Annotated in this window: 12 protein-coding genes; 4 read left to right on the forward strand and 8 right to left on the reverse strand. The window is 60.9% G+C overall.

Annotated elements, in window-relative coordinates; all coding sequences use genetic code 11:
- Window positions 1–10 precede the first annotated feature (10 nt).
- On the forward strand, window positions 11–958 hold the full coding sequence (locus J2Z75_RS15790) for an MYG1 family protein (RefSeq protein ID WP_209853715.1): 948 nt from the start codon (window positions 11–13) through the stop codon (window positions 956–958).
- Window positions 959–963: 5 nt separating this feature from the next.
- On the opposite strand, the gene J2Z75_RS15795 is transcribed toward J2Z75_RS15790, so the two are convergent.
- From J2Z75_RS15795 to J2Z75_RS15805, 3 genes are all read right to left on the reverse strand, one after another.
- The gene (locus J2Z75_RS15795) at window positions 964–1,809 is read right to left on the reverse strand and encodes a COG3904 family protein (protein ID WP_209853716.1); all 846 of its coding nucleotides are present in this window, start codon (window positions 1,807–1,809) and stop codon (window positions 964–966) included.
- Window positions 1,806–3,086 carry a hypothetical protein gene (locus tag J2Z75_RS15800; RefSeq protein WP_209853717.1) on the reverse strand — a complete coding sequence of 427 codons (1,281 nt, stop codon included), beginning with the start codon at window positions 3,084–3,086 and terminating at the stop codon, window positions 1,806–1,808. Before J2Z75_RS15800 ends, J2Z75_RS15795 begins: the two co-directional genes overlap by 4 nt.
- A gap of 83 nt (window positions 3,087–3,169) precedes the next feature.
- The gene (locus tag J2Z75_RS15805; protein ID WP_209853718.1) at window positions 3,170–3,676 is read right to left on the reverse strand and encodes a hypothetical protein; all 507 of its coding nucleotides are present in this window, start codon (window positions 3,674–3,676) and stop codon (window positions 3,170–3,172) included.
- Between the two features lie 216 nt (window positions 3,677–3,892).
- On the opposite strand from J2Z75_RS15805, the gene J2Z75_RS15810 reads away from it, so the two are divergent.
- Window positions 3,893–4,564, forward strand: coding sequence for a hypothetical protein (locus J2Z75_RS15810; protein WP_209853719.1), 672 nt, complete (start codon window positions 3,893–3,895; stop codon window positions 4,562–4,564).
- A gap of 847 nt (window positions 4,565–5,411) precedes the next feature.
- Here J2Z75_RS15810 and J2Z75_RS15815 read toward each other — a convergent pair.
- From J2Z75_RS15815 to J2Z75_RS15825, 3 genes are all read right to left on the reverse strand, one after another.
- On the reverse strand, window positions 5,412–6,044 hold the full coding sequence (locus J2Z75_RS15815) for a CatB-related O-acetyltransferase (RefSeq protein ID WP_209853720.1): 633 nt from the start codon (window positions 6,042–6,044) through the stop codon (window positions 5,412–5,414).
- A gap of 138 nt (window positions 6,045–6,182) precedes the next feature.
- Complete coding sequence (locus J2Z75_RS15820; protein WP_209853721.1) at window positions 6,183–7,073, reverse strand: dihydrodipicolinate synthase family protein; 891 nt, start codon at window positions 7,071–7,073, stop codon at window positions 6,183–6,185.
- A gap of 102 nt (window positions 7,074–7,175) precedes the next feature.
- Window positions 7,176–7,505 (reverse strand): hypothetical protein, encoded by a 330-nt coding sequence (locus tag J2Z75_RS15825; RefSeq protein ID WP_234937365.1) that lies wholly within the window; start codon window positions 7,503–7,505, stop codon window positions 7,176–7,178.
- A 247-nt stretch (window positions 7,506–7,752) separates the two neighbouring features.
- On the opposite strand from J2Z75_RS15825, the gene J2Z75_RS15830 reads away from it, so the two are divergent.
- Window positions 7,753–8,352, forward strand: a complete 600-nt coding sequence (locus J2Z75_RS15830; protein ID WP_037160952.1) for a superoxide dismutase — start codon at window positions 7,753–7,755, stop codon at window positions 8,350–8,352.
- 198 nt (window positions 8,353–8,550) lie between these two features.
- Here the strand turns inward: J2Z75_RS15830 and J2Z75_RS15835 are convergent, their stop codons facing one another.
- A complete protein-coding gene (locus J2Z75_RS15835) occupies window positions 8,551–10,467 on the reverse strand; it encodes a methyl-accepting chemotaxis protein (RefSeq protein ID WP_209853722.1) in 1,917 nt (638 codons plus the stop codon).
- A gap of 438 nt (window positions 10,468–10,905) precedes the next feature.
- Window positions 10,906–11,454: an RBBP9/YdeN family alpha/beta hydrolase gene (locus J2Z75_RS15840; RefSeq protein ID WP_209853723.1), complete on the reverse strand. Its 549-nt coding sequence runs from the start codon at window positions 11,452–11,454 to the stop codon at window positions 10,906–10,908.
- A gap of 111 nt (window positions 11,455–11,565) precedes the next feature.
- On the opposite strand from J2Z75_RS15840, the gene J2Z75_RS15845 reads away from it, so the two are divergent.
- On the forward strand, window positions 11,566–12,042 hold the full coding sequence (locus J2Z75_RS15845; RefSeq protein ID WP_068952764.1) for an Lrp/AsnC family transcriptional regulator: 477 nt from the start codon (window positions 11,566–11,568) through the stop codon (window positions 12,040–12,042).
- Window positions 12,043–12,079 lie beyond the last annotated feature (37 nt).

Genomic DNA, 12,079 nt, shown 5'->3' on the forward strand with positions numbered 1-12,079 from the left:
GTATCCCGGCATGACCCCAGAATTCCTCGTCACCCATTCCGGTGGCTTCCATGCCGATGAACTGTTGTCCAGCGTCATCCTCACCCGGCTTTTCCCGCAGGCGCGCATCATCCGCAGCCGGGCGCCGGAATGGATTTCGCCCGGCGCGGACCGGATCATCTACGATGTCGGCGGCCTGTATGACGCTGACGCTCAGATATTCGATCACCACCAGCGCGGCGCCCCGATGCGCGAGGACGGACAGCCCTACAGTTCGTTCGGATTGATCTGGAAGCACTATGGCCGCGATTATCTCGTGGCTTCCGGTATTCCCCAGGCGCATGTCGAGACCGTCCACGCCTCCTTCGATGCCGGCTTCGTGCTGCCGGTCGATCTGGTCGACAATGGTGCGCTCAGCCCGTCGGTTGCCGGGCTTTTGGGCGGGCTCACCTTGCCGGTTCTGCTGGAAACCCTGAAACCTGTTTTCGACGAGACCGACCCCGAAGCCGACGATCGCGCCTTCCACAACGCCCTGGCCATTGCCCGCAGTTTCGTCGAGGCAAGGATTGAGAAAAGTGCCGCAAAGTTGCGAGCCGAGGCACTTGTTCATCAGGCCATCGTCGATGCCGGGGAGGGGCGTATTCTGGAGCTGCCGATGGGCATGCCGTTCCGTCCTGCCATCGTCAAGGCGGGCGCCGATCATCTGCTGTTCGTCGTCCACCCGCGCGACAAGGACTGGTGCCTGACCACCATCCGCCGCGCCGACGAGGGCTTTGAGGTCCGCGCCGATCTGCCGGCCGCCTGGGCCGGTTTGACCAATGGCGATCTGGAGGCCGCCTGCGGCGTGGAAGGTGCAACCTTCTGCCACAACGGCCGCTTCGTCGCCGCGGCCAAAACCCGCGAGGCCGCGCTCGCCATGGCCGAACTGGCGGTGAAGGAAGCTGTTTCCACGGGTTTGGTACAAGCGGCGGCCGAGTAGGGAGCTTAGGGTCGAGGTACTTGGCGAACGCTTCCGCTATTTCGCCTTGACCACCGCACCCCATCCGTCACCAGCCCAAACCCCTTCATCTCCTCCGCCGTCAGATAATACAGCCTGTCCGGCGGCGTCTCCATTGCGTGCAGCCAGACGCCGGACTTGATGCCCATTTCTTCCAGATGGCGGCTGACATCGGCTGTCGTCTTTTGCGCGTCCGACATCGCCTGTTCCGGCGAGAGCTTTGCCGTCGAGCCGTTGAAGATCTGGTGGACGCCGATGACGGCGCCTTGTTCGGCCTCGCGAACAACGCCGCCGGCCATGACGATCGGGCAGGAGGAGGCGCAGAGCGCGCCGCTGGCGACCCTGGTGCCGAGCTTCCTCTCGCGGATCAGCTTCGACATCGCCAGCGCATCGCCGACGGAGCCGCCGGGCGAGTTGAGAAGGACTGTCTTCACATATTCGCCGCGCGCCGCGATCTCCGCGGCGAAACGGCCGGCGGCACCCGGCTCGATCGAGCCTTCAGCGGACAGGATGCCGCCGGGCCGGAGCTCGAAGCGGATCGGCTGCTTCAGGATCTGCGGATCTGTGGTGATATCGGACGGGGCGTTCTGCGGCTCGCCTTCGGTCAGTGCCGGCGGCAGGATCGGCGCGGCTTCCGGCTGCATCGGGTCGAAGCCGGGGATAGCCCGGTTGGCGATACTGAGTTCGTTCCAGTCGATGATGATGAAGATCAGCGCCGTGACCAGCAGCCCATGAAAGAAGTGCCGCATCATCATGCCGTCGTCCATCGACAGCAGATAGGTTTTCAACCTTTGTCCGAAGCCGCCCAGCCTTTCCCGCGCCAGTTCCGTCATTTGCGCGGACCCTTGCCGGAGAGGTCGAGGCTGGTGATGTTGGATTGTTCCCTTGCTTCCGCCTCGCTGATCGCCGTCTGGATATCGAAGCCGCTGCGTTGCAGCGCCTTCTGCACCTCCAGCGCTTCCAGAAGCTCGGCGGCGGTGATCCGTTCGGCAAAGGGCAGGCTCTGCTCCTGCCGGCGCAGCGCCCCATGGGCGATCGACAGCATGAAGACGAGCACAGCGGGCAGAAGGTCGATGGAGATGGCGCCGGCCCAGCTCGGGATGAAATCCGAGGCATAGCGCAGGACGGCGGCGGCAGACGAGAGCGGCACGAAGCGGCGCTCGCCGACCGGCTCGCGCGTCAGGATCTGGTCGGCGGCTTCCGAGAGCACCTTGGATTGGGCGGCGACCGAGGTGCGGATGGTCTCCATCACCTGGTCCTGCCGGTTGGCGAGATCGGCCTCGAGCCCGCTTGCGACCGGGGCGATGAAGCCGAGCGACAGGTCCTCCGCCGCGCGCTTCACCGAGGCTGCGATCGAGGTCTGTTCCAGCGCCGTGATGGTGCCGGTCAGTGCCACGGCTTCGGCGGCGAACTGGTCGGCGCGCGGATCGATGGCGCCGGGGGCGGAGACCAGCCCGCGCATGGTGGCGAGATGGGCGCGGCCTTCGTCAAACAGCGTGGTGACGCGTTCGCGCGAGGCGGCGATGCCGTTTTCGAGCTCCTTCAGCTGCGCTGCCATCTGGCCCAAGAGCTGGACGACGCTGCCCGCACCCGTCGTGCCGGTCAGCGCGCCGCTTTCGCGCTCCTGGTCGGAAAGGCGCTGGAAGCGCTCGGAGGTGCGCTGGATGTCGGGAAGCAGGCTTTGGGCGGCAAGGGCATTCTGGTGCGCGCGGTCGAGATCGGCGGTGTAATCCTCCACTGTTTCGGCCAGGTGTTGCTCGAGTGCCGCGGAGCCGGCAAGGGCGGCGGCATTCAGCCAGCTCGCCATGGCGATGATCATCAGGCAGCCGAGCGCCATGATGCCCAGCATCGCCGTGCGGGCGGCAGCCCCGATGATGTGCGGATAGAACCGCGACATGTAGGTCCAGAACGCATAGATCGCCACCGAGACGGCACAGGAATAGATCAGCGCCGCGAAGAAGACGGCGGTGGCCGAGCCGTCGAGGATCGAGCGGACCCCGAGATAGGTATAGACGCCCGAGGCCAGCGCCAGAACGGCGAGCGCGAAACGGGTCATGGTCTCGACGGCTTCGATCCCGTCCTGCAAGCGATGCGATGCGCCAAGCGCCATGGGGTTTCTCCGGCTGGTTGTGCCTTAACAAACCCTTAAAATACCGGCGAAATCAAGGCTTGCAGGCCTGCCGCTTCCGTCTCTCAGGCGGGCAGGCCCGGCGTGCCCGAACGGCGGTGCATGATAAAGGCCTGAAGACAGATACCGGCAAGGAAGATCGCTGCCCAGATGGCCGTCGCGGTCTGTACAGGCGGTGAATCCGGGCCGCTGCCGATCGGGCTTGATGGCGGCAGGCGCGACAGGGTCTCGTTGATACCCGGGATCATCAGCAGGAAGAAGGTGAACGACATCGACAGCGCCTGCAGGTAGCGGTTGAGGCGGCCGAACCACCCGAGTTGGCCGATGACGATGGAGAAGACCACCGCCAGCATGGCGATGATGCCGATGGCGTGGCCCGCGTTGAAGCCGCCCGTACTCGAAAGCCCGAAGGAGGTGATCGCCGACAGGAACAGCGTGATGATGTAGATCCGGCCCGAATTGGATTTCGGCACGATGGCCGCGTATTTCGAAAAGGAATAAAGACCGGCGACGATGGGCGCGACGCTGATGATGGTATGGACGATGCCGAGCGTGGACAACGGGTTGGCCATGGAAGTTCCCCCTGATGATGAATGTCGATGCGCAGTAAAAATCAGCCGTTCGCCGTGTGCCGCTCTCTGGCAGCAATGATGCCGGGCGACCGCGAACCTATAGGATTTTGATATGTTCGCAGTGACAGTGCAATCGAATTCCTATGCCGGTTCGCTGTAAAAAAAGGGAGCGCGCACGTGGGTGGTACTCCAAAGCTCGAGAAAGGATGATCGAACATGCCGAACGGTTTTAAGTTCATGTCCACAAAACATGTCGCCGGTTTTCTCAATGGAAGCGTTAGATTTAGTACGTTGGACTATTTTCGGGGGATCGAAGGACCTGAGTGGATAAGAGACTGTTTGGAAGGCATTACTAAAGTTGAGATTCCTTCCGTCAAATTTGACTCCCGCGCTCCGGATGCTGCTGAAAAGCGGATGAAGCTCTTCCAACTAGGCGTCATGATTGGATCAGGAGTTGTGGAGATGACAAACAGCCAATCATACCTCATCGCGCATCACCTACATGTCTTTTGCTTCTCAAAAGAGCCTTTCGAAACTGCTCGCAAAGCGATGTGTGACGATGCTCCAGAAGGCTGGAGATATGACGCTTGTGTCGAGATCAGAGATATTCGTGCCTTCTGCGAGGCCATGGAAGACGGGAAAATTAACGGACAGCCATTTCGCGAAGCTATCGCTTCCACGCTTGGGTGCCGGGATGTTCGGTATAACAAGGCCACTCTGGCCTTTGATATGGACGAGGAATTCTATGTGGACCCATTTCAAAAGCCCGCTCATTTCGCATGTCAACAGGAAATCCGGTTTGTAATTCAACCCAGGGCAATCCTGCCCCCGAATATGTACGTTGAGTTTGATGTGCCAGACGGGTTGCTCAAACAGTTAGAGATCTAAGAGGCCATTGCATATGAAGCGAGGGTGATGGGATGAATTTGGGTGGGGAATTGAGGAGGTCGAAACGATCAATGTCCGCGTTTAGAATTATCGCAGCGTTTCTCCTATCCCCTATTGCTTCGGCAATGATATTGGCAAATGGGGGTTCATTCAGTCCGAATCCGGTCAATCAGACTGGTCATATTTCCGCAAATTAGAATGGACCTTGCTGGGTGGATACCTTGCTTCAGTCGTACTTGTGCTTCCCCTCTTTGTCATTTTTCGGAAAAGAGTAGCGCGAAGCTTAAGTTTTTCCAGTTTATCGGGAGGGCTGGTTGCCACTTCGCCTTGGATTCTGGCGATGATTTTCGCGAAAGATGGGCGTTTTACTGGACAAGATGGAATTAATCTCGCTTGGGCAGTGCTGCAATATTTTCTCGCGGGCACTACCGGCGGTGCGGTATTCTGGTCTGTCGGTTACTTTCAGTTCAGCCGACCGCGTCAAACTTGATAGGATTGATATCGGGCCGGGGTGACGGGGTACGAGATGATGAACTCCTGCTCTCCATTGCAATAGAGCGTGGACAACGCCGCCCCCACCACCCGCCCTGCTAGTCCCGTCCTCAGACCAGCGACAACCTATCGAGCGCCGCCTTCACCCTGTGCCGCTCGCTCTACGCCAACGGCAGGATCGGGCGCGGCGGCTCGAAGGGGCTAAGCTCAAGCAGGTTGGCGACGGCGCGGCCGCGGCTGTCATTGGCTTGGCTTCCGACAGGCCTGTCCTCATTTAATGGACCGGTGATGGGGCCGCTATCTGTCCGGACCGGCCACAAACATGCTGCTGCAAGAAACGGCGATCATCTGGTTCTCAAGCCATCTTCAGGGCAGCAAGGTCGCCGGTTTCAAGGAAGGCCAGGTTTGTTTCGATTTTTTCCACTGGCCAATCCCACCAGGCAATATCGAGAAGCGCGCTGATGATCTCGGGGGAATAACGCATCCGAATGACCGTGGCCGGGTTCCCTCCAACGACTGCGTAAGGTGGAACGTCACGAGCAACGACCGACGCAGCAGCGACGATCGCGCCTGCACCGATTTGCACACCCGGCATGATCGCTGCGTCATGGCCAATCCATACGTCGTGCCCGACCACCGTATCTTTCACGGGCAGGTCTTTGTAGCCGAAGGTCTCGGGTTTGAAGATGCGGAATGGATAGGTTGTGAAGCCCGTCATCGGATGATTGGCTGAACTTGTGATAAAATAACTTCCCCGAGCAATTTGGACGAACTTGCCGATGACCAGCCGCTCGCGGACGCTATGCCCTAGATAGGGTGCGAGTATTTCCGCAGTGTCTTCTGGCTTCCCGCAGTGCGTGAAATAGCTGTATTCGCCGATCTCCATGCGCGGATGGCTGATAACGTTCTTCAGGTAGACGGTATCGCGATAAAGCGTTCCGTCCGGCAGAGTGATTGGGTGAGTTGCAGTCGCGTCGAGAAGAGGCATCAAAACTACCGTTCAGAACAAAGCCAGCGCCGTTGGACGACCAATGCTAGTCCCCAAGAGGGAGGGAAACCATCGCGCCACCGAGATGCTTTCATGAATAGTTTGAATGCGATGCGCTCAACACTTTTTGTACCGGCATCAGACCAGCGACAACCTATCAAGCGCCGCCTTCACCCTGTGCCGCTCGCTCCCCGCCAGCGGCTGGATCGGACGTGGCGGGTCGAAGCGGCTGAGCTCAAGCAGGTTGGCCACGGCGTGAACCACGCGATAACTGCTCAATTCGCGAAACAGCGTCCAGAACGGTTCGAAGAGCGCATTGATGCGCTCGACCTCGGCGCGGTCGCCGGCTTGCGCCGCCCGCATCAGCTTGACCGACGGCTCCGGCAGAATGCCGGCGATGACGCTGTACCAGCCAACGCCGCCGGCGAGGATGGCGTCCGTCACCAGCCAGTCGCCGCTGTAGCCGATGGCGAAACCGGCGGGAACGGCAGCCGCCGTCGCCTGATGGGCCGCAGCGATATCGGCGGCGGGCAAAGCCGGGTTTTTCACCGCGACAATCGATGGAATGGCGGCAAGGCGCGTCAAGAGCGCATTGCCGATGGAAAAATGCGTCGTGCCCGGATTGTTGTAGACGCAGAGCGGAAGCTGCGTGGCTGCCGCGACGGCGGAAAAATGCGCGAACACTTCATCGTCCGAAAGCGGCGTGTAGGAGACCGGGGCCAGCAGGAGCCCCTGCGCGCCGGCATCCCGTGCATCCTGCGCAAGGGCCACCGCCTCGTCGGTGCGCAGCGCGCCGACGCCGACAATCACGGGCGTGCGTCCACCGAGGCAATCGGCGGCGGCCTCGATCGCGCGGCGTTTCTCGCTGCGGCTGAGATACATATAGGAACCGGTGCTGCCAAGCAGGCCGATGGAATCGGCACCGGCCGTGTCGATGCGCTTCAGAAGGGCTCTCAGTGCATCCGTATCGACGCGGCCATGCGCGTCGGCGGGCGTGATCGGGAAGGCGGACAGGCCATGGAACAGCATATCGGGTCTCGGCTTTCAAGGCGGGTATTGATCCCTCAAGCTGTGACCGCTTGACCGCCGAAGGTCAACGCCGGGATTGTCCCAGTGTCATTTTAAAGGGTATCATTTTGCCGGTGCGTTCAGCATCTCGTCCGTCAGCTCGCCGCCCAGCTCTATCGTCTTCGTCTGCTTGTTGTAGACGCAGATCTGGCTGATCCTGCCATCGGCACCCTTCGGTTTGCCGCTGACGATCGCCAGGCCAAAACTTTCCGAGCCGAACGGATCGACCGCGGCCTGCGGCGTTTCGATCGATCCGGCCGCAGCCTCCAGGCATTTGGCCGAGACGTCGGCGCGCATGGCCTCCCAGGCGTCGTCGGAGGAGGCGAAGGCGCCCGCAGGCAGCAGTCCGGCGGCGAAAAGGGCGAGCAAGGCGGTGCGGTTGCGAAAAGACATCTGATTTCCCTGGCATTATTGCGGGTCGTCACAATCGGCGACCCTGCCGAAGGATCATGTCCATTCTGTGCCTGCGGCGGTGATGGAACATTCCGGCGCTGAAAGTATTTTCCAAGCCTGTAGCGAAATTTGGCATGGCGGCGGTTGCCTGTTGGAACTGTGGTCCCTATGTTCCGCCTCATAGATTTCCTTCATGAATTGCAACCCGGCTTTCATGAAATCCACACCACGAAGAGGAGATACCACCATGGCTTTCGAATTGCCGAACCTGCCTTACGACTACGACGCGCTTGCGCCCTACATGTCGCGCGAAACGCTCGAGTATCATCACGACAAGCATCACCTGGCTTACGTGACCAACGGCAACAAGCTGGCCGAGGAAGCCGGTCTCTCCGCCCTGTCGCTGGAAGAGGTCGTCAAGAAGTCCTACGGCACCAACCAGCCGCTGTTCAACAATGCCGGCCAGCACTACAACCACCTGCATTTCTGGAAGTGGCTGAAGAAGGGCGGCGGCGGTACACAGCTTCCGGCCAAGCTCGACGCTGCCATCAAGTCCGATCTCGGCGGCTACGACAAGTTCCGCGCCGATTTCATCGCTGCCGGCACCACGCAGTTCGGCTCCGGCTGGGCCTGGCTCTCGGTCAAGGGCGGCAAGCTTGAAATCTCCAAGACCCCGAACGGCGAGAACCCGCTGGTCCATGGCGCATCGCCGATCCTCGGCGTCGACGTCTGGGAACATTCCTACTACATCGACTACCGCAACGCCCGTCCGAAGTACCTCGAAGCCTTCGTCGACAGCCTGATTAACTGGGATTACGTGCTCGAGCTTTACGAAGCCGCTGCATAAATCCCGGAAAACAAGCCAGAGCGTGTCCCGCACAGGGATAGCCTTTGGATCCAATGCAAAAGCCGCCTGCGACCTGTCGCCGGCGGCTTTTGTCGTTCAGGGCTCTGCCGTCTGCCTCCGCGGCAACGGGTTGAAACGATAACCCCCGGGCCGGAGCCCGAGGGGTTCTGTGATGTCTTGCGATGTGGTCGGCGCGGATCAGAATTCGGTCCATTCATCCGGCTTGACGGCGGCGTTGCCGTGGCTCGCATAGGCCTGCCGGGCGGGCGCTGCCGACGGAGCGGCCATGCTGCGGGCCGTCTTGCGCAGTGCTGCGACCGGATTGGACCGGATGTCGCCCAGCTTGAACTGGCCGACCAGTTCGCGCAGCTTGGCGGCTTCCATGGCCAGCGAGGAGGACGCGGCCGTCGATTGCTCGACCATCGCGGCGTTCTGCTGGGTCGTCTGGTCCATCTGGTTGACGGCGGTGTTGACCTCGGCCAGCCCCACCGACTGTTCCTTGGCGGAGACGGCGATGGAGTCCATGTGCCTGTTGATCTGTGCGATGTAGTCGCCGATCGTCTTCAGCGCCACGCCGGTGTCGCGCACCAGCTTGACGCCGCTTTCGACTTCCGTCGTCGAGTTGCGGATCAGCCCCTTGATCTCCTTGGCGGCCGTCGCCGATCGTTGGGCAAGTTCGCGCACTTCCTGTGCGACAACGGCAAAGCCCTTGCCGGCGTCGCCCGCCCGTGCCGCCTCGACGCCTGCGTTCAGCGCCAGAAGGTTGGTCTGGAAGGCGATTTCGTCGATCACGCCGATGATGTTGGAGATCTGCTGCGAGCTCTCCTCGATCCGGCGCATGGCCTCTTCCGCGTGGGAAACCACCTCGACGGACTGGGCGGCATTCTCGTTTGCCTGAACGGCGACGGTGCGGGCATCCTCGGTGCGCTTGGAGGAGTTGCCGACATTGACGGTGATCTGGTCAAGTGCTGCGGCTGTTTCTTCGAGCGCAGCCGCCTGCTGTTCCGTGCGCTTGGACAGGTCCTGTGCACCATCGGCGATTTCGCGTGTGCCGTTGTCCATACTGTTGACGGTCTCGAGCACGGCGCCGATTGTTACGCCCAGCTGCTTCAGGGATGCGTTGAAGTCGTTGCGCAGGGTTTCGTATTCCGCGGCGAAGGTCTCATTCAGCTGGAAGGAGATGTCGCCGGCTGCAAGGCGTTTCAGGCCTTCACCCAGCGTCGTCGTGGCAAAGCGCAGTTGCTCGGCCTCTTTTTCGGCGCGCTGCTGTGCGGCGGCGCGGGTGGCTTCGGTCTCGCCGCGGGCAAGGGCGGCCTGCTCTTCGAGCTTGCGATTGTTCAGGGCGTTCTGGCGGAACACTTCGACGGCGGCGGCCATCGAACCCACCTCGTCGGCGCGGCCGGCAAAGGGGATCTCGCTTGCCGTATCGCCGTCGGACAGGCGCTTCATCGAAGCCGTGATGCGGGTGATCGGATTGGCGACACCGGCAACTGCGAAGAAGGCGGACGCGACGGCAATCGCCACGGAACAGCTGACCAGCGCAATCATGACCGACAGTATGGTGCTGTAGGTGGTCTCGCTTTCGACCACATAGCCCTGCGCCTGGCCGACGATGAAGGCAACCAGTTCGTCGACCTTGGCATTGACAAGATCGGTCTGCGCCCGCATGTCGCCCTTGAAGAGCGCGATCGCCTCCGGCGTCTGGCCGGCGGCATGCATTTGCTGCAACTGAGTGCCCATCTTGTCGTAGTCGGCAACTGCGGTCTTGACGGTGCCGATCAGTGTTCGGCCCTGCTCGGTGCGCACCCGGCTTTCGTAGGTGGTGATCGCCTTTTCCAGTTCGGCTTTCCGATCGGAGATGAATTTGGTCTCTTCGGCCATTTCCTGCGGGGTTACCGCGAGCAGTTCCTTGGAATAGCCCAGGCGGACAAGGTTGAAGCTGCCCTTGATCTCGCGCGCGGTTACCATCCGCTCCATCCAGTACGTGCCGATCTCGGCCGTATTCGCGCTCAGCTTGCCCATGCCGGAAATTGACACGAGGGATAATGTCGCAATCGACGCCGCCAGAAGGCCGACGACGGCAATGAGGGCCAGTTTTATGCTTGGTCGTTTCATTGAATATCTCCGATCAGGCCGTTCCAGGCGGACGGTCTTTTGCCAATATGCATTTTTGGGGATCAAGCCTGACAAGAAGCCGGGAGGACATGACTTGCCAAGGCGCGGGAACATTCATGTTCGCTCAACGAATACTGTCGGTTCTGTTAAAATTTAGATAAACATGTATTGATAAATTAGAGAAATTGACTTTGTGGCGCCTGACGGCTCACGCTGCCATCCTCATACTCCGCCATCCCAATGCCGGTGACAGCGGTACATCCCGTCCAAGTTTTTGGACCGGAAAAGACTTGTGATCCGAAAGGCGTCGGATCACTGGATGCCCGTCGCAAGGGCGAGCATGACGGAGAGGGATGCTTTGACACCGCTCGCAACACTTCAACGGATCTGGCAGCAATCTGAACTTCGCGAGGTCCCTGGCTTTTTATGTCGTCTCTGTCAGCGACGGGGCGTCGCAAGCCCAACGGTGAACGCGGTCAGCAGGTTGCGTCCGTGCGGCCATTCACCGAGTCCGCTTTGTCCGTTGACGTGGCCGGCTGCGCCGATCTCGACAATGCCGCTGCCCCAGACCTCGGCCTGTTCTTTCTGATAGTCGATCGTACCGAAGGGATCGTCGCTGCTGGCGACGATCAGCGAGGGCATGCGCAGCTTTCCGGCTGGCGGGCCGGCGAATTCCTGTGCGTCCTGCGGAAACGCCTCCGAGCGCGGATCGGGAACCGAGACCAGAAACGCCCCAGTGACGGGCAGGGCCGAGACCTTTTGCCAATGGGCGACGAGAAGGCAGGCAAGGCTGTGGGCCACCAGCACCGGTGGGCTCGCCGAACGGCCGACTTCCCGCTCCAGCGCGGTGATCCAGTCCTCAAGGTCCGGCCGCTCCCAGTCCGACGGCTGAAAGCGCCGCATCCGCGGATCTGTTGTCTCCCAGAGCGTTTGCCAATGGCTTTCGCCCGATCCGCCGATCCCCGGCAAAATGATGATATCCGTCATGGTCTCTCCTGAAAATATCGTGAACACCGCAAAGATGCTGGACATGGCGCCGGTTTGGAATGAGAATTCATCGGAAAATGCGACGCGTTGCCGATGGATTGAAGGTGAAACATGGGAATTGCAGACACGGACCGGCCGATGCTCGATCCCACCGATATCGCCATTCTCGAGGTGATGCAGGAAAACGGCCGCATCGCCATTTCCGAGCTGGGGCGCCGCGTCGGGCTTTCCCAGCCGGCGACGTCGGAGCGCGTCAAGCGGCTGGAGGAGAAGGGCATCATCTCAGGTTATGGCGCGCGCATCGATGCGGCGGCGATCGGGCTGGGGATGATGGCGGTCATCCGCCTGCGCACCACGCATGAGCATATCCGCGCCTGCTTAAAACTGTTTTCCGAAATGCCGCATGTCATGGAGGTCCTGCGCCTGACCGGCGAGGATTGTTTTCTGCTGAAGGTGCTGGTTCCGACGCCGGGAGAACTGGAAACGATCGTCGATACCATCGCCCGGTACGGAGCGGTGACAACATCGCTTGTCCTGCGCAGCGAGCCGCCGAAAGCTATCGGGCGCGCTTTGCTGCAAAGGTTGTGAGCCCGCCAATTTTCAGAAGACCGTCACCGCAGCTTCA

It is taken from the genome of Rhizobium herbae, from assembly GCF_017873135.1.
GTDB classification, from domain to species: domain Bacteria; phylum Pseudomonadota; class Alphaproteobacteria; order Rhizobiales; family Rhizobiaceae; genus Pararhizobium; species Pararhizobium herbae.